Consider the following 22,206-nt stretch of genomic DNA (forward strand, 5'->3'; position numbering starts at 1 on the left):
GCAACGCTTTGGGTGACAAGGGTCGCCCTTGTCACCCAGAATCCGCCCGTGCGCGCCAGCCACGGCCACATCACAGGTAAGTCGTCTGGTACCGATTTGCTTTCACCGGCCATACCACCCGCGACCCCCACCGTGCTCGTAGCCACAGTCGGGAAGAGATCTTCGCGAGACGGTGTTGGCGCTTTACGTGAGTTCACTGTCTGACGTGCCGCTTTCCGTGCTCGACCTCGCTCCGATCGTGAACGGGTCCGACGCCGGCGCCGCGCTGCGCAACACCGTCGCACTGTCGAAGCACGTGGAAGGCCTCGGCTACCACCGGTACTGGCTGGCCGAGCACCACAACATGCCCGGCATCGCCTCCTCGGCGACGTCCGTGCTGATCGGCCAGGTCGCGGCAGCGACGTCGACCATGCGCGTCGGCTCCGGCGGCGTGATGCTGCCGAACCACGCCTCGCTGGTGATCGCCGAGCAGTTCGGCACCCTCGAAGCGCTGCACCCCGGCCGGATCGACCTCGGCATCGGGCGCGCGCCGGGCAGTGACCAGCGCACCGCGATGGCGTTGCGCGGGCCGGGCGGGCTGTCGGCGGAGAACTTCCCGCAGCAGCTGACGGAGCTCATCGAGTACTTCGAGGTCTCGGACAAGCCGGTGCGCGCGGCGGTCGCCGAAGGCAACAAGCCGCCCATCTGGCTGCTGGGTTCGTCCGGCTTCAGCGCGCGGCTCGCGGGTCAGCTCGGCCTGCCGTTCTCGTTCGCGCACCACTTCGCGCCGGACAACACGCTCGCCGCCGTGCAGCTGTACCGCGACTCGTTCCGTCCGTCCGAGGTGCTCGACGCGCCGTACGTGATGCTCGGGGCTTCGGTGATCGCCGCCGACAGCGACGAGCACGCCCGCTACCTGGCCGGACCGAGTGGACTGACGTTCCTCAGCCTGCGCCGCGGCCGTCCGATCCCGCTGCCCACGCCCGAGGAGGCGGCGGCGTACCCGTACACCGACATGGACCGGATGTTCGTCGAGGACCGGTTCGCGAGCAGCATCATCGGTTCGCCCGAAACCGTCCAAAAAGGACTTGAGACGCTGCTGTCCGACACGGACGCCGACGAGCTGATGATCACCACGATGGTCCACGCGCACGCCGACCGGGTGCACTCGTATGACCTGGTGGCCGGACTACGCTGAGCTACCCCATTCGGCCATTTGCCCGAGCGCATTTCGCGCGTTCCGACAAAGATGACAGACGTGTTTATCAGGAATGCGCAAAAAATGCCGTGGTTCTTGTCACGGTCACTGGCACCTAGATAGCTTACTCACCAGTAAGAAAGCCGCACAGGAGCGGCTTCCTGGGGAGGGCCAGTGGCGAGCAGAACAGGCATCCCCGGCGCCGCCGCGCTGCGGGAAACCGGGCGGTTGTACGCGCTCGGGCTCGACGTCGTGCGCTGCCTGTTCAAACGTCCTTTCCAGGCGCGGGAACTGATCCAGCAGTTCTGGTTCATCGCGAGCGTGTCGATTCTGCCGACCGCGCTGGTGTCCATCCCGTTCGGCGCGGTCATCGCGCTGCACGTCGGCTCGCTGACCACGCAGATCGGCGCGCAGTCGTTCACCGGCGCGGCCAGCGTTCTCGCGATCATCCAGCAGGCCAGCCCGATCGTCACCGCGCTGCTCATCGCGGGCGCGGGCGGTTCGGCGATGTGCGCCGATCTCGGGTCACGCACCATTCGCGAAGAAATCGACGCGATGGAAGTGCTCGGTGTTTCACCCATTCAGCGCTTGATCGTGCCCAGGGTGCTCGCCGCGATGGGCGTCTCCGCGTTCCTGAACGGCATGGTGAGCGTTGTCGGCGTGGTCGGCGGCTATTTCTTCAACGTCGTCATGCAGGACGGCACACCCGGCGCTTACCTGGCCAGTTTCTCGGCGTTAGCCCAATTGCCGGATCTGTGGATCAGCGAGATCAAGGCCGTCATCTTCGGTTTCGTCGCCGCGGTGGTCGCCTCGTATCGCGGGCTCAATCCCAAGGGCGGCCCGAAAGGCGTCGGCGACGCGGTCAACCAGTCGGTCGTCATCACCTTCCTGCTCCTGTTCATGCTGAATCTGGTGCTCAGCACGCTGTATCTGCAGCTCGTGCCGCCGAAAGGGATGTAGACGTGAACCTCGGCGTGCTCGACCGGCTGGGCGACCAGATCCTGTTCTACCTCCGCGCGCTCGCGTGGGCGCCGCGGGCGCTGCGGCGGTACTTCCGCGAGATCACCAGGCTGCTCGCGGAAGTCAGCTTCGGCACCGGCGCGCTGGCCGTCATCGGCGGCACGATCGGCGTGATGATCGGGATGACCGTGTTCACCGGCACGGTCGTCGGCCTGCAGGGCTACTCCGCGCTGAACCAGGTCGGCACGTCCGCGTTCGCGGGTTTCGTCTCGGCTTATTTCAACACGCGTGAAATCGCGCCGCTGGTCGCCGGGCTCGCGCTCTCGGCGACGGTCGGCTGCGGGTTCACCGCGCAACTCGGCGCCATGCGGATCTCCGAGGAGATCGACGCGCTCGAGGTGATGGGCATCCCGAGCGTGCCGTACCTGGTCACCACCCGGATCATCGCCGGGTTCGTCTCGGTCATCCCGCTCTACGCGATCGGGCTGCTGACCTCGTACCTCGCCTCACGGCAGGTCACCATCTGGTTCTTCGGGCAGTCCGCGGGCACCTACGACCATTACTTCCTGCTGTTCCTGCCACCGGGCGACGTGCTGTGGTCGTTCGGGAAGGTGCTCGTGTTCAGCGTGGTCGTCGTGCTCGCGCACTGTTATTACGGCTTCCGCGCGAGCGGCGGGCCCGCCGGCGTCGGCGTGGCCGTCGGCCGGGGCGTGCGCACCGCGATCGTGGCGATCAGCGTGCTGGACTTCTTCCTCAGCCTGGCGATCTGGGGCGCGACGACCACCGTGAAGGTCGCCGGATGAAACTCAAGCTCGCCGGGATCCTGTTCCTGGTCATCATGTCGGCGTTCGTGGTGGGCACGGTCGCCGTCTACAACAAGGCGTTCGTCGACTCGGTGCCGGTGACGCTCAAGGCCGACCGCGTCGGCAACCAGCTGCGTCCCGGCGGCGAGGTCAAGGCACGCGGCGTGGTGGTCGGCGAGATCCGCGCGGTCCACAGTTCGGGTTCCGGCGCTTCGATCGACCTCGCGATGGAGCCCGGCAAAGTCGACATGTTGCCCCGGGACGTGTCGGCGTTGCTGATCCCCAAGACACTCTTCGGCGAGCGCTACGTCCAGCTGTCCATTCCGGACGGTTCGGCGGCCGGGCATCTGCGCTCCGGCGACGTGATCCCGCAGGACCGCAGCGCCAACGCGATCGAGCTGGAGAAGGTGTTCGACAACCTCCTGCCGGTGCTGCAGGCCGTTCAGCCGCAGAAGCTCGCGACGACGCTGAACACGGTCGCGTCGGCGTTGCAGGGCCGTGGCGAGCAGCTCGGCAAGACGATCGCTTCGGCTTCGGCGTACCTCGAGAACTTCAACCCCAGCCTGCCGAAGCTCGAAGCGGACCTGCGCGACCTCGCGAAGGTCAGCAACCTCTACGGCGACATCGCGCCCGATCTGCTCGACGCGCTCACCGACTCCGCGAAGACGCTGAACACCGTCCACGAGAAGCGTGACGCGCTCGCCGGGCTGTACCCGGTGGTCACCACCTCGGCGCAAGACCTCGCGACCTTCCTGCGCAACAACAAGGACAACCTGATCGGGCTGGCCGCGACCAGCCGCAAGCCGCTGGAGATCGCCGCCGAGTACTCGCCGAGCTTCCCCTGCACGCTCAAGGCGCTGACCGACCTCAAGCCCGTGATGGACAAGGCGCTCGGCAAGGGCTCCGGCGAACCCGGACTGCACGTGGACATCACCGTCACCGAAACGCGCGGCAAGTACGTGCCTGGCAAGGACGACCCCGTGTACAACGCGACCGGCGGGCCGCGCTGCTACCCCAGCGGTGTGGTGCCGAGCCAGGGCACCGCCGCCGCGCCGCCCGGCTCCGAAGCCCACCCGCTCATGCCGGGCCAGGACGACCTCGGCGTGCCGAATTCCCCGCAGGAGCGCGAACTACTGGCCACGCTGGTCGCGCCGCAGCTCGGTGTCCCGACCGGACAGGTCCCCGACTGGAGCAGCGTCCTCGTCGGACCGCTCTACCGGGGGACGGAGGTGAGCCTCAAGTGAGGAACTTCGCCGCACCACTGGTCAAAAGCCTGATCTTCATCCTGGTCACCACGGTCGCCACCACGCTGCTCGCGCTGTCGATCACCAACACCGGGCTCGGTGACTCCGATGTGTACAGCGCCAAGTTCACCGACGCGACCTCCCTCAACGTCGGCGACGACGTGCGCATCTCCGGGGTCAGGGTCGGGCAGATCGAGTCGCTCGGCATCGCCGACCAGAGCCTCGCGCAGGTCAAGTTCTCCATCGAAAAGGGACGCAGGCTGCCCGCCGACGTGACCGCGGTCATCAAGTACCGCAACATGGTCGGTCAGCGCTACATCGCGCTGATCAGGGGCAAGGGCACCACCGGCACGCTTGAACCCGGCGCGGAGATCCCACTCGAACGCACCACCCCTGCGCTCGATCTCACGGATCTCTTCAACGGGTTCAAGCCTCTTTTCCAGGCGCTCTCCCCGAACGACGTCAACCAGCTCTCCGGCGAGATCGTCCAGGTGCTGCAAGGCGAAGGCGGCACCGTCGAGAGCCTGCTCAGCCACACCGGCTCGCTGACGTCGACGCTGGCCAGCCGCGATCAGGTGATCGGCCAGGTCATCACGAACCTGAATTCGGTGCTGCAGAACATCAACGACAAGGGTGACGCACTGTCCACATTGCTCTCCACGCTGCGGCAGCTGGTGTCGGGGCTCGCCGGTGACCGGGCGGCCATCGGCGACGCGATCACCGGCATCGGCGATCTGTCGAACGCCACCGCCGGGCTGCTCGAAGTCGCCAGGCCGCCGCTCAAGGACAGTGTCGACCGGCTCGGGCAGCTCTCGGAGAACCTGGCGAACGGCTCGGCCGAGGTGAACCAGTTCCTCGACAACCTGCCGACGAAGTTCAACGAGGTCGGCAGGCTCGGCAGCTACGGCTCGTGGATGAACTTCTACCTCTGCAGCGCGCAGCTGCAGACGGACCCGCCACGCGGGATCGCGCCGACCGCGGCGAGGTGCCGGCCGTGAAGTCGTTCAAGGAGCGCAATCCGCTGGTCATCGGGGTCATCGGCAGCACGGTGATCGCCGGGCTGCTGGCCGTCACGTTCAACTACGAGAACCTGCCGATCGTCGGCGGCGGCACGACGTACCAGGCCGAGTTCACCGAAGCCGCCGGGCTGCAGAGCGACGACGAGGTGCGCGTCGCCGGCATCAAGGTCGGCGAGGTCACCAGGGTGGCGCTGGCCGACGACCACGTGCTGGTGAACTTCCGCGTGAAGGACGCCTGGATCGGCGACCGGACATCGGCCGAGATCAAGATCAAGACGTTGCTGGGCCGCAAGTTCCTCTCGCTGCGCCCGACCGGCTCCGCCGTCCAGGACCCCAAGCACGCCATCCCGCGCGACCGGACGGTCACCCCGTACGACGTCACCGACGCGTTCAACGGCCTGTCGAAGACCGTCGGCGCGATCGACACCAACCAGCTGGCGGCCAGCTTCCAGACGCTGAGCGACACGTTCAAGAACTCGCCGGAGCACGTGCGCAGCGCGCTCGACGGGTTGTCCGCGCTGTCGAAGACGATCTCCAGCCGTGACGAGGAGCTGGCCAAGCTGCTCGGCAACGCGCGCAAGGTGACCGGCACGCTCGCGGCGTCCAATGAGGACTTCGACAAGCTGCTCGACGACGGGAACCTCTTGCTGGGCGAGCTGAACAACCGGCGCGACGCCATCCACGAGCTGCTCGTCGGCGCGCAGAACCTGGCGACACAGCTGTCCGGTCTGGTCGCGGACAACCAGAATCGGCTCAGCGGGGCGCTGACCCAGCTGCAGACCGTGACCGAGCTGCTGAAGAAGCAGAACGCGAACATCGACGAGGCGCTGCGGCTGGCCGGGCCGTACTTCCGCGTGGTCAACAACACCGTCGGCAACGGCCGCTGGGTGGACAGCTACGTGTGCGGGCTGATCCCGGAGAACCGGAATCCGTGCACCCCGCCGATCGGCGGTGGCAAGTGAACGCGACCCGCAACCAGGTCCGGCTCAGCCGGTTCCTCACGATGGCGCTGGTGCTGGCCGTGGTCACCGGCGGCATCCTGTGGTGGATCTTCGACGGCCACGGCGACAAGCGGATCACCGCGTACTTCACGCGCGCGGTCGGCGTGTACACCGGCTCGGACGTGCGGCTGCTCGGCGTGCGGATCGGTGAGGTCGAGACGGTCACCCCGGACGGTGAGCGCGTCGAGGTCGTCATGCGGATCGACGGCGGCGTCGGGGTCGCCGAGGACGCGAACGTGCTGGTCATCGCGCCGAGCGTGGTGTCGGACCGGTACGTGCAGTTCTCGAAGCCGTCGCGCGGCGGGCCCCGGCTGGGCAACGGCGCGGTCATCGGCGTCGAACGGACCGGGACCCCGGTCGAGCTCGACGAGCTGTACGCGAGCCTGAACACGCTGGCCACCGCGCTCGGCCCGAACGGGGCGAACTCCAACGGCGCGCTGTCCGATCTGCTCAACACCGGCGCGGCCAACCTGCGCGGCAACGGGCGGCCGTTCAACGACAGCGTCCGCGACTTCGCCGATCTGGCACGGACGCTGGCGGGCAACAAAGACGATCTGTTCGGCACGGTCGACGAGCTGCAGCGGTTCACGAGCATGCTGGCGAGCAACGACATCCAGGTGTCCAACATCAACTCGCGGCTCGCGACCGTCACGCGAACGCTGGCGTCCAACAAGACCGAGCTGTCCGGCGCGCTGGACGGGCTCGGGCGGGCGCTGGCGGACGTGCAGGACTTCCTCCGGGACAACCGCGCGCTCATCAAGTCCAATGTGGACAACCTGGCGGTGACCACGCAGACGCTGGTGGACAAGCGGGCCGCGCTGGCGGAGACGCTGGACACGATCCCGCTCGCGGTGACCGACGTGCTCAACGCGTTCGACCCGAAGACCGGCACGCTGCAGGGCCGGACCGCGCTGGACTACTACCTGCTTCCGTTGCCGGTCACCGGCCCGCTCTACCAGGGAGCGCCGAAATGAAGCGCCTCGCGGTGATCGCCGCCTGCTGCCTGCTGGTCTCGTGCTCGTCGTCGGCCGAGTTCAAGGGCGTCTACGACCTGCCGCTGCCCGGCGGCGCCGACCTCGGCGATCACCCGTACCGGGTCACCGTGCAGTTCGTGGACACGCTCGACCTGGTGCCGCAGGCCGCGGTGAAGGTCGACGACGTGCCGGTCGGCCGGGTCGAGACCATCAAGCTCGGCAAGGACGGCTGGACGGCCGAAGCCACGGTCGTGGTCAACGGCGACGTCGTGCTGCCGTCCAACGCGGTCGCCCGGCTGCGGCAGTCCAGCCTGCTGGGCGAGAAGTTCGTGGAGCTGGCGAAAGGCGCGGCCGACGCGCCGGACCGGTTGAAGGACGGCACGGTCATCACGCCGGACCGCACCAACCGCAACCCCGAGTTCGAGGAGATCTTCGGCGCGTTGTCGTTGCTGCTCAACGGCGGCGGGATCGGGCAGCTGCAGACGATCAACCAGGAACTGTCCAAGGTGATGACCGGCAACGAGCAGCAGATCCGCTCGTTCCTGTCCGGAGTGGACACCCTGGTCACCGATCTCGACGCGCATCGGGGCGACATCACTTCGGCGCTGGACGGGCTGAACCGGCTCACGGCCACTTTGGACCGCCGGCGCACGCAGGTCTCCGGCGCGCTGACCGACCTCACACCGGGCCTGAAGACGTTGACCGATCAGCGTTCGCAGCTGGTGAGCATGCTGTCCGCGCTCGACGATCTGTCCAAAGTGGCCGTCGACACGATCGACCGCAGCCGCGAGGACCTGGTCGCCGATCTGCACTCGCTCGCGCCGATCCTCAAGCGGCTGGCGGACGCGGGCTCGGATCTGCCGAACGCGCTGGAGATCCTGCCGACCTTCCCGTTCACCGACGAGGTGCTGCGCGGCCTGCGCGGCGACTACCTGAACATCTTCGCGACGATCGCGCCGGCGCCGGGCATGGTCATCCCGCCGCCCGGTGAAGGCGAGCCGCCGCTGCCGCTGCCGGTCGCCGGTCAGATGAGAGGCCGCTGATGCTCACCGCGAAGGTCCGGATCCAGGTTCTCGTGTTCGTGGTGCTCGCGCTGGCCGTGAGCGCGTTCGTCGGCGCGAAGTACGCGGGTCTCGGCAGGCTGCTCGGGAGTGGCTCGTACCTGGTCAAGATCGAACTCGCCGACGGCGGCGGGCTGTTCACCAACGGCGAGGTCACCTATCGCGGGGTCGCCGTCGGCCGGGTCGGCGAGCTGCGGCTGACCCGCACCGGCATGGAGGCCGACCTGCTCATCGACGATTCCGCGCCGCGGATCCCGGTGAACTCGATGGCCATCGTGACCAACCGGTCCGCGGTCGGCGAGCAGTACGTCGACCTGCAGCCCCGCACCGACGGCGCGCCGTTCCTCGGCGACGGCGCGGTCATCCCCCGCGAGTCGACGCGGATCCCGTTGCCGGTGCAGGACCTGCTCGGCAACCTCAACGCGCTGAGCGCTTCGGTGCCGACGGAATCGCTGCGCACGGTGGTCAACGAGTTCGACGACGCGCTGCGCAATGCCGGGCCGAACCTGCAGGTGCTGATCGACTCGGCGAACTCGTTCACCCAGAGCGCGACCGCGCACCTGCCGGAGACCCAGACCCTCATCGGCGACGGCGCGACCGTGCTGCGGACCCAGGTCGATTCGACGGCGGCGTGGCGCACGTTCACCGGCAGCGCCAAGCAGTTCGCGGCCGCACTGTCCAGTTCGGACGGTGACCTGCGCAAGCTGATCGAGACGGCGCCGCAGGCTTCGACGCAGATCACCTCACTGCTGCGGGAGAACAGCCCCGGGCTTCCCGTGCTGGTCGCGAACCTGCTGACACTGTCCAAAGTGTTCTCTTCGCGGTCGGACGGGCTGGAACAGCTGCTGGTCAACACGCCGCGCGCGGTCGCGACCACGTCTTCGGCGATCACGCCGGAGACCGGCCACCTCTCGCTCGTGCTGACCTTCAACGATCCGCCGCCGTGCCTGCAGGGCTATGGCGGCACGGACATCCGCTCCAGCGACGTCGTGACTCCCCTACCGCTCAATACGACCGCGGCGTGCACGCTGTCCTACGGCGACCCGAGTTCGGTGCGCGGCTCGCAGAACGCGCCGCATCCGCCGGTGCCGGACGCGGTCAAGCCCGGCGGCGTCGGCCCGGTCACCCTGCCCGGCCTGCAGGTTTCCACGGACCTGAAGGAGCTGCTGTGGCTTGGCAAATGAAGACGGGCCTGGCGGCCGTCGCCGTCGCCACGGTGTTCGCCGGCTGGTCCGGCTGGTCGTGGCTCTCGGCGTCACAGGACGAATCGCTGACCTACGCCCAGCTGCGGGACGACGCGCTGCAGGCGGGCCGTGAGCACATCGCGCAGCTCAGCACGCTCGACTACCACGACACGCACGCCGGCGTCACGCGCTGGCTCGACGTGTCGACGGGGACGTTGCGCGAACAACTCCAGCACACCGACGAAAACGCGCTCGCCGCGACCGCGACCGTGTCCACCGGCAAGGTGCTCGACGCGGCCGTGAGCGACCTCAACGCGCACGCGGGCACCGCGAAACTGCTGGCGTCGGTGGAGATCACGGTCGCGAAGAACGGGGTCGCGCCCGGCACCAAGCGCAACCGCTTCACCGCGCAGCTGACCAAGACCGACGGCGGCTGGAAACTCAGCGCGCTCGACCAGATCCCGGTGGGTGCGCGATGACCGCCGTCACGCTCGACCGGACGTTCCTGCCGGCGATCCCGCCGGTCCAGCGCTCGCCGCTGGTGCTGGTGGTCCTCGCGGTGCTGCTCTGCGGGCTCGGCTCGTGGTTCACCGTGGCGGCACGCGACCTGCGGGATTCGCCGGCGGCCTCGAACCAGGCACTGGTCGACGTCGGCGCGACGGCCGAGGTCAACTCGGCGGTCACGCTGGCCGTCAACCGGATCTTCTCGTACTCCTACGACAAGACCGAAGTCACCGAGCGCGCCGCGTCCGCGGTGCTGCGCGGCAAGGCGCTCGAGACGTACCACCAGCTGTTCGCGCAGGTGCGGCAGCTTGCTCCCCAACAAAAGCTGGTGCTGACCACCCGGGTCGTCAGCTCGGCCGTGCAGTCACTCGACGGCACGCACGCCAGGTTGCTCGTGTTCCTCGACCAGTCCGCTCAGCGTGGCGGCACCGAAAGCGTCGCGGCGTCACAGCTTTCGGTCACCGCCGAGCGGCAGGACGGCACCTGGGTCATCACCGATCTCACGCCAAGGTAAATCACCGAGAGAAGGAGAAGTACCGATGCGCTCTCGTTTAATCGGCATGCTCGCGTCCGCCCTCGTCGGCGCGGGAGTGCTCACCGCGGCACCCGCACTGGCCGACGACCCCCTCGAAATCCCGGTCTCCTACACGGTCGCCGGTTCGTCGACCGTCAAGAAGACGGGCAGCGCGCTGGAACTCGGCCCCGGCCAGCTCAACGGCGCGATCGTCATCGACGGCGACAACGTCGGCATCAAGGGCGACCTCTCGCTGCCCCCGTCCAAGGCCAACATCTCGCTGCTGTCCGGCATCTTCCGCATCAAGGCGACGGTGAAGGTCGTCCCGCTCGGCCAGGTCCAAGGGTCCATCAAGGACGGTGACCTCAAGACGCACGCCTTGGCCAACATGGAGATCAGCGACATCTGGGCGGGCCCGATCTTCCCGGTCTTCCCGCTGCCCACGGTGCCCAAGAGCTGCAAGACCGTCTCCCCGATCAGCCTCGACCTGATCACCAAGGACGTCGACCTCTTCGCGCCCTCGATCACCTCGACCGGCGAGTTCACCATCCCGTCCTTCAAGGACTGCTTCATCGCCGACATCGCCTTGGGCGCCCTGGTCTCCGGGCCGGGCAACACCATCTCCCTCACCCTCACCTCCAACCAGCGCTAAAAAAATCCCAATGCGTCTTTCGGTCCCTGGTAGGTGCCGAAAGACGCATTGGGGACCTGCCAGGGACCGAAGGACGCTTTCGGGACCCACTACGGACCGAAGGACGCATTGGGATTTTTCCCCAGGGCCCCGGGGTCAGGAGCAGGGCTGGCCGGGGATGACGAGGTAGAAGCTGAGCCGCTCGCCCGCTGAGACGGCCTGGATGGGGGCGCAGACGCCGTCGGCGGGGTCGCGCTCGGTCGACTCGTTGCTGCCCCAGCTGACCAGGGAACCATCGGACTTGAGCGCGAGGTTGTGGTTCCAGCCAGCGTCGACGGCGACGATGCCGGACTTGGCCTCGTCGGGGACGTCGCGCTGGCCGAACTTGTTGTCGCCCCAGGCGATGACGCCGCCGTTCTTCAGCGCGAGGCTGTGTTTGTAGCCCGCGGAAATGGCGGTGACGCCGGAAAGGGCTTCGGCGGGCACGTTCGTTTGGCCGCTCGCGTTGGTGCCCCATGCGAGAACGGTTCCGCTTTTCAGCGCCAAACTGTGATCGCCGCCCGCGGAAACGGTCGAAACGCCGGAAAGCGCGGCCGCCGGAACGTCGGTGCGGGAACCCCAGCTGAGCACTTTGCCGCCTTTCACGGCCAAATTGTGGAAAACGCTCGTTGAAATCGCCGTTATGCCTGAAGTGGCCGCCGCGGGCACGTTCGACTGGCCGTACCAGTTGTTGCCCCAGGCGAGCACCGCGCCATTCTTGAGCGCTAGTTCATGCCCCCATCCGGCGGCTATCGCCGTTACTCCGGATGCCGCGGCCGCGGGCACCGCGAGCTGGCCGTAGTTGTTGTCGCCCCACGCGATGACCCCGCCGTTCTTCAGCGCGAGACCGTTCAAACTGCCTGCTGACATGGCCGTCACGCCATCCGCGATCGACGGTGGAGCCGTTGTCTGGCCGTAACTTCCCCAGCCCCACGGGATCACTCCCCCCGGCTCGACGGCGAACGCGGGCGCACTTGAGACGAACATGAGCGCGGCGACGGCCGCGGCTCGGAGGACGACGGACATCGGGTGCCTCATTTCCGTTTCTTTGTCACCACCGCACAAAATTCATAATCGCGATTCGCAGTCCGTGACAAGAAAACCAGTGAGCTGACAGGTACTGCCGCTATGTCGACAAAGGAGCCTTGTTCCTTACCTAACTCGCGAGTAGCCTCCTTTTCGGCAGGTGAGCCCAGTGGTACTCCAAACCACCCGGAACGGCAATCAAGGAAAGATCACAAGATTGCCGAATGGCGCACGCAGCCAGCCATCGAGACGTAAACTGGATCAAAGGAGATGACAGGTATGTCCCGTAGACTGGGCACATTATCCGCAGGCGCGGCGATCATCGGCGCCGTCGCCATGCTGACCGCCGGAACCGCCGTCGCCGTCACGAACTACCACACCGGAACAGTGGCGTTCACGTGCAACTTCCCGTCGATCGGCTCGCAGCAGCTCGACGTCACCGCGCAGTTCAACGGACCGGACTCGGTCCCCTCCGGCGGCACGGCCACCCCGACCGACCTCTCGGGCACCGCGACCATCTCCACCCAGATCCACGCGCTGCTCAACGCCGCCAACTACGACGGCGTGCGCGGCAAGGCCAACGTCCCGGTGGTGGCCACCAACGCGACCCCGGTCAACTCCACGGTGACCAACGTGAACGTGCCGGAGCAGATCTTCCCGTACGTGCCGGGCCCGCTGACCATCCAGATCGTGCAGGACGCCGGCACCGGAATCCCGACGCTGACCGCGGGCTCGCCCGGTGTCGCGTCGCTTTCGCTCAACACCACGCTGAGCGCGCAGCTCGAGTTCCACAAGAAGAGCGGCACCTGGTCGGCGTGGACGTTCAACTGCAGCGTCAAGGCCGGGCAGAACCGCGCGTTCAGCCCGAACATGCCCATCACGTAAGGAAAGGACTCACATGCCGCACCCGATCAGGTCGAAGGTCGTCGTCGCGCTGGCCACGGCCTGCCTGATCGGGGCGGTGAGTTCCACCGGCTCGGCCGCCGAGCCCGCACCGCAGACCATCACCAAATCGCTCAAGCACACCTGCCTCTTCGGCGAAGTGCCCCGCCCGGTCGCCTTCGAGGTCACCGCGACGCTCCCGACGGCCGTCCCCAAGGGACAGCCGGTGCCGATCGAGAACTTCGCGCTGAAGTTCACGCTGCCGCGCGACGTGCTGCCCCCGGAGGCCACCTCGGTCGAGGGCGGCGCCTCGCTCGACCTGACCGGCAAGCGAAAGAGCGCACGGGCCAAGGAAACCAAGCTCCCGGTCGTGCTCGACATCGCGGCGACCCCGGTCACCTCCGAAGAACTCGCGCTGACCGCCACCGGCAAACTCGACGCGCTGGCGATGACCACGAGCGGCAGGCTCACCCTCTCCTTCGGCGCACCCGAACTCGCGTTGAACAGCAAGGACACCAAGGTCCGCGCGAAGTGCACGCTCGACGCCGACCAGGACGCCACGCTCGGCAGCGTCGCGGTGATCCCGCCGAAGTCCGAAGAGGACACCCCGGCCACCACACCGGACGAAGACGAGGAAACCCAGTCGCCCCAGGCGAAAGCCGACGAGCCCGACCCGAACGTCATCGTCGTCACGCTCGACCCGCTGACCGTCAACGGCACGTCGACCATCGTGAAGCTCGGCGCGAAGGCCCCGATCGGCCCGTCCGTGGTGATCGCCGGGCACGTGCTGCTCGACGCGGTCGACCCGGCCGCCCCGCTGATCTCCGAGGGCGAGGCCGTGCTCCCGCCGGTGCAGGTCGCCTTCCTCGGCTTCGGGTTCATGCCGGTCAACGCGACCGCCGAGTTCCTGCCGGTGGACTACCAGGTCAACAACCTGGTCCCGGTGAAGGCGGTCGTCACGGCCGAGCCGGACGGGCTGACCTACGGCCGCTCGCACATCGAGGTCTACGCGCGCCTGAGCAACGTCAAGGTCAACGGCGCCCCGCTCGACGTCGGCACCAAGTGCATGTCGTCGACGCCGATCGCGATCGACCTCTACGGCCCGTACGACGCGTTCAGCGGCGGCGTGCTCAAGACGGACCCCAACTCCCCCGACCCGGCGCTGCGCGGGTTCACCATCCCGAGCTTCGCGGGCTGCGGCGCGGCCGAGCCGCTGAGCCCGATCTTCACCGGCATGTCATCGGGCCCGATGAACCAAGCCGAGGTGACGGTGGCGTTGCTGTTCCCCAAGCCCGAGTAGCCGCCGCCCGCAGCACGATCTCCAGCTCGAACCGGACGTCCGAGTCGTTCAGCCGGTCACCGAAGACGGCCTGGAGCTGCCGCATGCGGTAGCGCACGGTCTGCGGGTGCACGGCGAGCGCCTCGGCGATGTCGGGCACGCTGCCCTGCGCGTCGAGCCACGCGCGCAACGTCTCCAGCAGGCGTTCGCGCTGCTTGTCGGTCATCGTGCCCAGCGGCTCGAACAGCCGGTCGCCCAGCCGGGCCACGAGGTTGGTGTCGGAATGCAGCAGCAGCGCGGGCAAGTGCTCCTCGGCCCACACCACGCGCCTGCCGGGAATGAGGCCGCGCTCGGCGAGCACGAGCGCGCGGCGAGCCCAGCGCAGCGAGTCCGAGACGACGTCCAGCTTCACGGTGGGCCCGATGGCGAGGCGGCAGTCGGGCATGGCGGCCTGCAGGGTGGTGAGCCTGGCCCCGCCCACGTGGCCGGGGATGACCAGCCGGGGTTCCATGCCGTCAAGCTCGGCGAGCACGTCGGCGTCGAGCGGCGCGTGCCGCCTCGGTCTGCCCGTGTCGGCGTGCACCGCGACCGGGGTGACCTCGTCGGGGACGGTCCAGCCGATGAGCTGCGCGAGCTCGGCGATGGCCTTCGGCGGGGCCGGCGGGAACTCGAGGATCAGCTGCAGCAGCTTGCGCCGCCAGGTGTCGAGCGCGCCCGCGGTGGACGCCTTGGCCTCCAGGTAGCCGTCGAGCGCGACGGACGCCAGCTCGTCCATGAACGCCAGCATCGCGTCGGCGAGCTGCGACATCACCGCCGACGACAGCCCGGCGCGGCGCCCGACGCGCATGATCCGCCGCCACGAGACCCGCGCGCCCACCCGGTAGGCCGACTGCAGGGTGTCGAGGCTGCGGCCCTCGCGCATTTCGTTCTGGCCGAGCCGGTGATGCACCTCGTGCGACTGTTCCTTGGACGCGGAAGGGTCGGCGATCTGCGCCACGAACAGCGTGATCGCGTATTCGACACCGGCCGTGATGGATTTCCCGTACGGCCCGTCGAGCGGGCGCGCGTACGCCGGGATGGTCGCCCTGATCTCGTCGGTGATCTCCTTGGCGAGACTGGACAACTCGGGCCTGAGCAGGTCGGCGAGCTTGCGTGGCAGCACCGCAGGGTGGGAAACCGGGTCCAGCCCGCGCTCCAGCGTCATCGCAGCTCCTTTGCTCCGCCCAGAGTTCGCCCCGCCCCCGAAAATCCGTCGAGTCGTGACACCCGACACATCGCGAAACTAGCCTCAAGCGTGTCACAAACCCCAGAAGAAACCGGTTTCTTATCACCTTCGTGACAATTTCACGGGGTGCCGCTGTGTCGTGATGAGTCTTGACCCACCGACTGCGTCATCAACTTCGTACAAATGGCGGAACTAGGTCGTGTTTCTCGGGTCTGGTGCGTGAGAGTCGTGATCCAGGTTGTTCCTGGCGGTGCCGCGGCATCGCCCTCGTACCGGGTTGTACTCGGGTGATGCCGCGGTGCCGCCAGGGACGACCTGGGCGCGGCTATCGCGTGCCAGACCCGAGAAACACGACCTGGGTCAGCGCAGCAGTTCGCCGATGGCGGTGATGACGGGTTCGAGCACCCGCGGATCGGTGCCGACACATTCGGTGATCCCGGCGCCGATCACCTCGTACGCGCTCAGCGCGCGGAGTTCGTCGACCAGCTGGGTGATCTTGAAGCCGCCGGGTTCGGGGTAGTTGAGCCCGTCGAACTCGGCCGGGTCGAGCACGTCGAGATCGACGTGCACGTAGAGCGGGCCGTCGAGGCGGCTGCCGAGCCTGGCGGCGGCGACCCGCTCGGCCTCGTCGAACACCCGCGTGCCCTTGAGCACCACCCTGGCCGGGTCCAGCGCCGGGCTCGCGGCGAAGTCGGGGTCGCCTTCGCCGAGCAGCGACCGCAGGACCATCCCGTGGAACGCACCCGACGGCGACGACTCGGCGGTGTTGAGGTCGGCGTGCGCGTCGAACCAGGCGACGCCCAGCTCGGGGCCGTGGCGGAACCGCGCGACGCCGATCGGGATCAGCTCGACGCCGCAGTCGCCGCCGATCGTGAGCACCTTCGTACCGGGGGCCTCCAGCGCGTTGAGCTGCGCGGTCCTGTTGGCCAGCAACACTTCCCGGTTCGCGACGCCGTCGATGACCGAGGAGACGCCGAGCTGCTGCGGCACCTCGTTCACCGGCTCGCCGAGCACCTGCCCGGCGAGCGCCGCCAGCGCCAGGCACCCGCCCGGGAGTTCTCCCGAGCGGGCGCTGAGCGCACCCTGACGCTGCGGCACCGCGTTGATGAGCATGCTTCTACTCAAGCACGAGCAGAAGATCCCCGCCTTCGACCTGCTGAACCGAGTTGATCGCCTTGCGCGAGACCTTGCCGCCGACGGACGCGGTGATCGAGGCCTCCATCTTCATCGCCTCGATGGTCGCGACCGTGGCGCCTGCCTCGACCTGGTCACCCTCGGACACCTGCAGCGTGACGACACCGGCGAACGGCGCCGCGACCTGCTTCGGGTTCGACTTGTCGGCCTTCTCCGTGGCCGGGATGTCCGAGGCGATCGCCCGGTCCCGGATCTGGATCGGCCGCAGCTGGCCGTTCAGCGTCGACATGACCGTGCGCACGCCGCGCTCGTCGGCCTCGCCGATGGCCTCCAGCTCGATGAGCAGCCGGACACCCTGTTCGAGGTCGACCTGGTACTCCTCGCCCGGCCGCAGCCCGTAGAAGAAGTCCTTCGACGGCAGCACGCTCGTGTCGCCGTAGGCCTCGCGGTGTGCCTCGAACTCCTTCGTCGGGCCGGGGAACAGCAGCCGGTTCAGCGTCTTGCGCGGCTGCGACGCCAGCGCGTCACGGTCCTCAGTGGACAGTTCGGCCACCGGCTTGGCCGCGGCGCGGCCTTCCAGCGCCTTGGTGCGGAACGGCTCCGGCCAGCCGCCGGGCGGGTCGCCGAGCTCGCCGCGCAGGAAGCCGATCACCGAGTCCGGGATGTCGAACTTGTTCGGCTCCGCCTCGAAGTCGGCTGGCGAGACACCGGCGCCGACCAGGTGCAGCGCCAGGTCACCGACCACCTTCGACGACGGCGTGACCTTGACCAGGTGGCCGAGGATCCGGTCGGCGGCGGCGTACATCGCCTCGATCTCCTCGAACCGGTCACCGAGGCCGAGCGCGATGGCCTGGGTGCGCAGGTTCGACAGCTGCCCGCCGGGGATCTCGTGGTGGTACACGCGCCCGGTCGGCGACGCGAGGCCCGCCTCGAACGGCTTGTAGATCTTCCGCACGATCTCCCAGTACGGCTCCAGGTCCCCGATGGCCTGCAGGTCGAGCCCGGTCGGCCGGTCGGAGTGGTCGGTGGCCGCGACCAGCGCGGACAGCGACGGCTGCGAGGTGGTGCCCGCCATCGACGCCACGGCGCCGTCGACCGCGTCCGCGCCCGCCCCGATGGCGGCGAGGTACGTGGCCAGCTGGCCGCCCGCGGTGTCGTGCGTGTGGATGTGCACCGGCAGGTCGAATTCCTTGCGCAGCGCGGAAACCAGGCGCGCCGCGGCGGGCGCGCGCAGCAGTCCGGCCATGTCCTTGATCGCCAGCACGTGTGCGCCCGCGCCGACGATCTGCTCGGCCAGCTTGAGGTAGTAGTCGAGTGTGTACAGCTTCTCAGCCGGGTCCGACAAATCCGAGGTGTAGCAGAGCGCGACCTCGGCCACGGCCGAGCCCGTCTCGCGTACCGCTTCGATCGCCGGGCGCATCTGCTCGACGTCGTTGAGCGCGTCGAAGATGCGGAAGATGTCGATGCCGGTCGCGGTGGCCTCCTCGACGAAGGCATTGGTCACCTCGGTCGGATAAGGCGTGTAGCCGACCGTGTTCCGCCCGCGCAGCAGCATCTGCAGCGCAATGTTCGGCACCGCCTCGCGCAGCTTCGCGAGCCGCTCCCACGGGTCCTCGGCGAGGAACCGCAGCGCGACGTCGTAGGTCGCGCCGCCCCAGCATTCGAGCGAGAGCAGCTGCGGCACCGTGCGCGCGACGACCGGCGCGACGGCCAGCAGGTCCTTGGTGCGCACCCGGGTGGCCAGCAGCGACTGGTGCGCGTCGCGGAAGGTCGTGTCGGTGACGCCGATGGTCGGCGATTCACGCAGCCAGCGCGCGAAACCCTCCGGCCCGAGCGCGTCGAGCTTCTGCTTCGACCCGGCGGGCGGTTCGGCGTTCTTGTCGAACTTGGGCAGTTTGACGTGCGGCTCGATCGTGCGCGGCCGCTCGCCGTGCGGCTTGTTGACCGTCTTGTCGGCGAGGTAGGTCAGCAGCCTGGTGCCGCGGTCGGCGGAGTGCCGCGCGGTCAGCAGGTGCGGGCGCTCCTCGATGAACGAGGTCGTGACGCGGCCTTCGCGGAAGTCCGGGTCGTCGAGCACGGCCTGCAGGAACGGGATGTTCGTGGCCACACCGCGGATCCGGAACTCGGCGACCGCGCGGCGCGCGCGGCCGACGGCCGTGGTGAAGTCACGGCCGCGGCAGGTCAGCTTCACGAGCAGCGAGTCGAAGTGCGCGGAGATCTCCGTGCCCGCGAACGCGGTGCCGCCGTCGAGCCGGATGCCAGAGCCGCCCGGTGAGCGGTACGCGCTGATCATGCCGGTGTCGGGACGGAAACCGTTGGCGGGATCTTCCGTGGTGATGCGGCACTGCAGCGCGGCGCCGCGCAGATACACCTTGTCCTGGGACAGCCCGAGGTCGTCGAGCGTCTGGCCGGAGGCGATGCGCAGCTGCGACTGGACGAGGTCGACGTCGGTGACCTCTTCGGTGACCGTGTGCTCGACCTGGATCCGCGGGTTCATCTCGATGAACACGTGGTTGCCGTCGCGGTCGAGCAGGAACTCGACGGTGCCGGCGTTGCGGTAGCCGATCTGGCGGGCGAACTTGACCGCGTCCGCGCAGATCCGGTCGCGCAGCCCGGGGTCGAGGTTCGGCGCGGGCGCCAGCTCGACGACCTTCTGGTGCCGCCGCTGGACCGAGCAGTCACGCTCGAAGAGGTGGATGACGTTGCCCGCGCCGTCGGCGAGGATCTGCACCTCGATGTGGCGCGGCTCGACGACGGCCTTCTCGATGAACACCGTCGGGTCGCCGAACGCCGACTCGGCCTCGCGCGCGGCCGCCTCGATGGACTCGCGCAGCACCTTCGGGTCCTCGACCCGGCGCATACCGCGCCCGCCGCCACCGGCGACCGCCTTGACGAACACCGGGAAGCCGAGCTTCTCGGCCGCCGCGACCAGTGCGTCCACATCGGACGAAGGCTCGGACGAGCCGAGCACCGGCACCCCGGCCTCACGCGCCGCCTTGACCGCGCGCGCCTTGTTACCCGTGAGTTCCAGGATTTCGGCGCTCGGCCCGACGAACGTGATGCCCGCTTCCTCGCACGCCAGCGCGAGATCGGGGTTCTCGGACAGGAAGCCGTAGCCGGGGTAGATCGCGTCCGCCCCCGCCTTCTTGGCCGCCTGGACGATCTCCTCGACCGAGAGGTACGCGCGGACCGGATGCCCCGGCTCGCCGATCTCATAGGCCTCGTCGGCTTTCAGCCTGTGCAACGAGTTGCGGTCCTCGTGCGGGAACACAGCCACCGTGCCCGCGCCCAGCTCAAAGGATGCGCGGAACGCACGGATGGCGATCTCGCCGCGGTTGGCGACCAGCACCTTGCGGAACATGCCCGGTCCTTCCCATCTCATCGGATCGGTAGGAGGCGCACGTTACCCGGTCGGTCCCGCTCTCCGGGAGTTCAGTACCAGGTGATGGACATCATCTCATCATCAGTACGGGGTGATGCTCCACGCTCCCGAAGCGCTCACCTGGACGAGCGACGGGCCGTTGAGCCTGCCCTTTTCCACCCGGGTGCCCGTGACGTTCGCGGACTCGATCCCGCTGACGCCGGTCATCTTGAAGGAGTCCTTGTGCCCGTTGTAGCGCAGCACCGTGTCGCCGGTGCCCGCCGGATCCCGCGAACCCTGCGCGAAGGTGGGCAGCCGGTCGAAGTCGGCCACGGTCAGCGTCCACGCCGAGGTCGCCCGCACCTGGTAGTAGTCGACCGGGGCGTCGTCGTCCATGTTGATCCAGCGAGTGCCCTTGTACGCCCCGGTCACCTGGAAGAGGACATCGCCCCGCGACGTGGTCACGGTCGTCTCGCCTTCGCAGCGCGCGCAGTCGAAGGTGACGAACCCCGGCTTCGCGGGCCACGAGGTGTAGACCTGCCCGACGCCCTCGTTGACATGCACCTCGGGCTGCCGGTAGACCGACGGCCACAGGTACGGATGGGTGGGCCTGATCTGTCCGCTGTGGACGTGCAGCACCGCCCCGTCGCCGTCGAGCACGACCTTGTCGACGATGTAGCCCGCGCCGTTGCTCTCGTCGGCGACGCCGCCGTGGCGGTAGACGAGATCGGTCACCCCGGCGGACCGCGCCTGCTCGACCACGTCCTGCACGGAGACGTTGGTCATCCCCGCCAGCGCCGTCCGCGCCCGGTCCTTGCCGCCGTCCGAGTCCATCGCGAGCCACATGAGCAGCACGGCCACCATCAACACGGCGAGCACCACCGACAGCATGACCCACCTGCTTTTGGCCACTTCGGCGTGGTCGACCGCATCAGCGGACGGAGGTTCCACCCCGATGCCGCGAAGCTGGTCGTAGTTCAGCCTGGCAGGCGGAGCGAACGGATTGTCCTGGTGCGGCGTGTGCACGTGATCCTCCCCAAGGTCGCGCAGGTCTCCCCGTACACGCGCGATTTCCCGAGAAGGTTGCCGTGACCCAGGTCACAGGATGTGGCGAAGGAAGGCTTCCCAGGCCGCCGAGCTCACCATGAGGGCGCCCGACGCGCGGTCCTTGGTGTCACGCACGCCGATCACGTCCGCCGTCAGACGGACCTCGACGCAGTCGTCACTCCCAGAGCCGCTGTAGCTGCTCTTGCGCCAGCCCGCGTCCGACTTCAACTACACTCCCTAAGCCTCTTTTCCAGCACAGCCTTGGTCTCCGACGGCGAGAGGGCGAGTTCACGCAGCTTGTTGAACGCCCGCATGATCCGCTCGGTGTCCTCTGTCTCATCAAAGTAGACAGACGGGCCGTAGGAGACTGGCAGGAACCCTACCGGCCGCAGCACAGCGCCGAATCTGAGCATGATGAGACCGCCCGATTGCGCCGGATTCCCGCTCGCCGCATTGGGAACCATGCGGACCGTGAGCGTCGGATGCCGGTCGATCATCGCCAGCACGTGCTCCAGCTGACCGCGCATGATCGCCGGGCTGCCGACCATGGCCGAAAGCGTGTCGTCGGTGAACATCATGTCCATCCGCTTCGGCTCGTCGGCCTCGAGCACGCGGCGCTGGCGTTCCAGCCGGAACGCGACGAGATCGGCGCGCGCGGTGCCCGACTGCTCCCACCAGATCCCTTCCCCGGTGCGCATGACCGCGTCCAGGTAGTCGGGCGACTGGATCATCGAGGGGAAGATCCCCTTCTGGTAGTTCCAGATGTCCTTCGAGATCGCTTCGAGCCACGCGAGCCTGCGGTAGGAGTCGGGTGCCAGGTCCATGTACGGGCTGCCGCTGGCCCGCTTGCGCGCCTGGATGCCCAGCTCCAGTATTTCCGCGCGCATGGGGTCCTGTGCGCCGAAGCAGTCGACGAGCGCGGCGAGTTCCTCCGTCGACAGTGTCGCTTTGCCGTCGAGGACCTTGATGAGCCTCGGCCGGTCCTTGCCGATCACTTTCGCCGCCGCGTCAAGGGTTACCTGGGCTTCGGCGCGCAGTTGCTTGAGCGCTTCGCCGAGCAGGACACGGGGGATCGTCTGGACACCAACAGCCATTCGGGCACCACCCAGTTGGACGCATCCGCCGGACACAGGTGTCCCTA

21 protein-coding genes are annotated in these 22,206 nt (G+C 68.2%); 14 read left to right on the forward strand and 7 right to left on the reverse strand.

The features are described 5' to 3' along the window. Nucleotides 1-187: 187 nt before the first annotated feature. The 12 genes from AB5J62_RS31905 (at nucleotide 188) to AB5J62_RS31960 (ending at nucleotide 11,093) form a co-directional block, all read left to right on the forward strand. A complete protein-coding gene (locus AB5J62_RS31905) occupies nucleotides 188-1,177 on the forward strand; it encodes an LLM class flavin-dependent oxidoreductase (RefSeq protein WP_370943699.1) in 990 nt (329 codons plus the stop codon). Between the two features lie 174 nt (nucleotides 1,178-1,351). After that, on the forward strand, nucleotides 1,352-2,137 hold the full coding sequence (locus AB5J62_RS31910; RefSeq protein WP_370943701.1) for an MlaE family ABC transporter permease: 786 nt from the start codon (nucleotides 1,352-1,354) through the stop codon (nucleotides 2,135-2,137). A 2-nt stretch (nucleotides 2,138-2,139) separates the two neighbouring features. Beyond that, entirely contained in the window at nucleotides 2,140-2,940 is an 801-nt protein-coding gene (locus tag AB5J62_RS31915) for an MlaE family ABC transporter permease (protein WP_370943703.1), read from the forward strand. After that, nucleotides 2,937-4,184, forward strand: a complete 1,248-nt coding sequence (locus AB5J62_RS31920; RefSeq protein ID WP_370943704.1) for an MCE family protein — start codon at nucleotides 2,937-2,939, stop codon at nucleotides 4,182-4,184. The genes AB5J62_RS31915 and AB5J62_RS31920 overlap by 4 nt, the downstream gene beginning before the upstream one ends. Further along, on the forward strand, nucleotides 4,181-5,182 hold the full coding sequence (locus tag AB5J62_RS31925) for an MCE family protein (protein WP_370943705.1): 1,002 nt from the start codon (nucleotides 4,181-4,183) through the stop codon (nucleotides 5,180-5,182). The genes AB5J62_RS31920 and AB5J62_RS31925 overlap by 4 nt, the downstream gene beginning before the upstream one ends. Then, nucleotides 5,179-6,165 carry an MCE family protein gene (locus AB5J62_RS31930; protein WP_370943707.1) on the forward strand — a complete coding sequence of 329 codons (987 nt, stop codon included), beginning with the start codon at nucleotides 5,179-5,181 and terminating at the stop codon, nucleotides 6,163-6,165. The genes AB5J62_RS31925 and AB5J62_RS31930 overlap by 4 nt, the downstream gene beginning before the upstream one ends. A 41-nt stretch (nucleotides 6,166-6,206) precedes the next feature. Continuing rightward, nucleotides 6,207-7,178 carry an MCE family protein gene (locus AB5J62_RS31935; RefSeq protein WP_370950396.1) on the forward strand — a complete coding sequence of 324 codons (972 nt, stop codon included), beginning with the start codon at nucleotides 6,207-6,209 and terminating at the stop codon, nucleotides 7,176-7,178. Then, nucleotides 7,175-8,221 carry an MCE family protein gene (locus tag AB5J62_RS31940; protein ID WP_370943708.1) on the forward strand — a complete coding sequence of 349 codons (1,047 nt, stop codon included), beginning with the start codon at nucleotides 7,175-7,177 and terminating at the stop codon, nucleotides 8,219-8,221. Before AB5J62_RS31935 ends, AB5J62_RS31940 begins: the two co-directional genes overlap by 4 nt. After that, the gene (locus AB5J62_RS31945; protein WP_370943710.1) at nucleotides 8,221-9,423 is read left to right on the forward strand and encodes an MCE family protein; all 1,203 of its coding nucleotides are present in this window, start codon (nucleotides 8,221-8,223) and stop codon (nucleotides 9,421-9,423) included. The genes AB5J62_RS31940 and AB5J62_RS31945 overlap by 1 nt, the downstream gene beginning before the upstream one ends. Beyond that, nucleotides 9,408-9,902: a hypothetical protein gene (locus AB5J62_RS31950; protein WP_370943712.1), complete on the forward strand. Its 495-nt coding sequence runs from the start codon at nucleotides 9,408-9,410 to the stop codon at nucleotides 9,900-9,902. The genes AB5J62_RS31945 and AB5J62_RS31950 overlap by 16 nt, the downstream gene beginning before the upstream one ends. Continuing rightward, a complete protein-coding gene (locus AB5J62_RS31955) occupies nucleotides 9,899-10,441 on the forward strand; it encodes a hypothetical protein (RefSeq protein WP_370943714.1) in 543 nt (180 codons plus the stop codon). Before AB5J62_RS31950 ends, AB5J62_RS31955 begins: the two co-directional genes overlap by 4 nt. A 25-nt stretch (nucleotides 10,442-10,466) precedes the next feature. Next, entirely contained in the window at nucleotides 10,467-11,093 is a 627-nt protein-coding gene (locus AB5J62_RS31960; protein WP_370943716.1) for a hypothetical protein, read from the forward strand. A gap of 135 nt (nucleotides 11,094-11,228) precedes the next feature. Here AB5J62_RS31960 and AB5J62_RS31965 read toward each other — a convergent pair whose 3' ends face one another. Beyond that, nucleotides 11,229-12,137, reverse strand: coding sequence for an RCC1 domain-containing protein (locus AB5J62_RS31965; protein WP_370943718.1), 909 nt, complete (start codon nucleotides 12,135-12,137; stop codon nucleotides 11,229-11,231). Nucleotides 12,138-12,416: 279 nt separating this feature from the next. Between AB5J62_RS31965 and AB5J62_RS31970 the strand changes: the two genes are divergently transcribed. Next, complete coding sequence (locus tag AB5J62_RS31970; protein ID WP_370943720.1) at nucleotides 12,417-13,022, forward strand: DUF6801 domain-containing protein; 606 nt, start codon at nucleotides 12,417-12,419, stop codon at nucleotides 13,020-13,022. A gap of 13 nt (nucleotides 13,023-13,035) precedes the next feature. Beyond that, nucleotides 13,036-14,319, forward strand: a complete 1,284-nt coding sequence (locus tag AB5J62_RS31975) for a DUF6801 domain-containing protein (protein ID WP_370943721.1) — start codon at nucleotides 13,036-13,038, stop codon at nucleotides 14,317-14,319. On the opposite strand, the gene AB5J62_RS31980 is transcribed toward AB5J62_RS31975, so the two are convergent. The 6 genes from AB5J62_RS31980 to AB5J62_RS32005 form a co-directional block, all read right to left on the reverse strand. Next, on the reverse strand, nucleotides 14,246-15,502 hold the full coding sequence (locus tag AB5J62_RS31980; protein WP_370943722.1) for a PucR family transcriptional regulator: 1,257 nt from the start codon (nucleotides 15,500-15,502) through the stop codon (nucleotides 14,246-14,248). The genes AB5J62_RS31975 and AB5J62_RS31980 overlap by 74 nt on opposite strands. A gap of 381 nt (nucleotides 15,503-15,883) precedes the next feature. Then, nucleotides 15,884-16,636, reverse strand: a complete 753-nt coding sequence (locus tag AB5J62_RS31985; protein ID WP_370943723.1) for an arginase family protein — start codon at nucleotides 16,634-16,636, stop codon at nucleotides 15,884-15,886. 4 nt (nucleotides 16,637-16,640) lie between these two features. Next, a complete protein-coding gene (locus tag AB5J62_RS31990) occupies nucleotides 16,641-20,018 on the reverse strand; it encodes a pyruvate carboxylase (protein ID WP_370943724.1) in 3,378 nt (1,125 codons plus the stop codon). Nucleotides 20,019-20,120: 102 nt separating this feature from the next. After that, complete coding sequence (locus AB5J62_RS31995; protein WP_370943725.1) at nucleotides 20,121-21,044, reverse strand: hypothetical protein; 924 nt, start codon at nucleotides 21,042-21,044, stop codon at nucleotides 20,121-20,123. A gap of 72 nt (nucleotides 21,045-21,116) precedes the next feature. Further along, complete coding sequence (locus AB5J62_RS32000) at nucleotides 21,117-21,293, reverse strand: DUF397 domain-containing protein (protein ID WP_370943726.1); 177 nt, start codon at nucleotides 21,291-21,293, stop codon at nucleotides 21,117-21,119. Next, nucleotides 21,290-22,159, reverse strand: coding sequence for a helix-turn-helix domain-containing protein (locus AB5J62_RS32005; protein WP_370943727.1), 870 nt, complete (start codon nucleotides 22,157-22,159; stop codon nucleotides 21,290-21,292). Before AB5J62_RS32005 ends, AB5J62_RS32000 begins: the two co-directional genes overlap by 4 nt. Between the last annotated feature and the right edge of the window lie 47 nt (nucleotides 22,160-22,206).

Origin of the sequence: Amycolatopsis sp. cg5 (genome assembly GCF_041346955.1) — a bacterium.
Taxonomy (GTDB): Bacteria; Actinomycetota; Actinomycetes; order Mycobacteriales; family Pseudonocardiaceae; genus Amycolatopsis.

What these genes read in the sequence shown, in the direction of transcription:
- AB5J62_RS32005 (WP_370943727.1), bottom strand. Translation starts at nt 22,159, where the DNA reads ATGGCTGTTGGTGTCCAGACGATCCCCCGTGTCCTGCTCGGCGAAGCG.
- AB5J62_RS31935 (WP_370950396.1), top strand. Translation starts at nt 6,207, where the DNA reads ATGGCGCTGGTGCTGGCCGTGGTCACCGGCGGCATCCTGTGGTGGATC.
- AB5J62_RS31960 (WP_370943716.1), top strand. Translation starts at nt 10,467, where the DNA reads ATGCGCTCTCGTTTAATCGGCATGCTCGCGTCCGCCCTCGTCGGCGCG.
- AB5J62_RS31975 (WP_370943721.1), top strand. Translation starts at nt 13,036, where the DNA reads ATGCCGCACCCGATCAGGTCGAAGGTCGTCGTCGCGCTGGCCACGGCC.
- AB5J62_RS31920 (WP_370943704.1), top strand. Translation starts at nt 2,937, where the DNA reads ATGAAACTCAAGCTCGCCGGGATCCTGTTCCTGGTCATCATGTCGGCG.
- AB5J62_RS31980 (WP_370943722.1), bottom strand. Translation starts at nt 15,502, where the DNA reads ATGACGCTGGAGCGCGGGCTGGACCCGGTTTCCCACCCTGCGGTGCTG.
- AB5J62_RS31940 (WP_370943708.1), top strand. Translation starts at nt 7,175, where the DNA reads ATGAAGCGCCTCGCGGTGATCGCCGCCTGCTGCCTGCTGGTCTCGTGC.
- AB5J62_RS31965 (WP_370943718.1), bottom strand. Translation starts at nt 12,137, where the DNA reads ATGTCCGTCGTCCTCCGAGCCGCGGCCGTCGCCGCGCTCATGTTCGTC.
- AB5J62_RS31945 (WP_370943710.1), top strand. Translation starts at nt 8,221, where the DNA reads ATGCTCACCGCGAAGGTCCGGATCCAGGTTCTCGTGTTCGTGGTGCTC.
- AB5J62_RS31990 (WP_370943724.1), bottom strand. Translation starts at nt 20,018, where the DNA reads ATGTTCCGCAAGGTGCTGGTCGCCAACCGCGGCGAGATCGCCATCCGT.
- AB5J62_RS31955 (WP_370943714.1), top strand. Translation starts at nt 9,899, where the DNA reads ATGACCGCCGTCACGCTCGACCGGACGTTCCTGCCGGCGATCCCGCCG.
- AB5J62_RS31985 (WP_370943723.1), bottom strand. Translation starts at nt 16,636, where the DNA reads ATGCTCATCAACGCGGTGCCGCAGCGTCAGGGTGCGCTCAGCGCCCGC.
- AB5J62_RS31970 (WP_370943720.1), top strand. Translation starts at nt 12,417, where the DNA reads ATGTCCCGTAGACTGGGCACATTATCCGCAGGCGCGGCGATCATCGGC.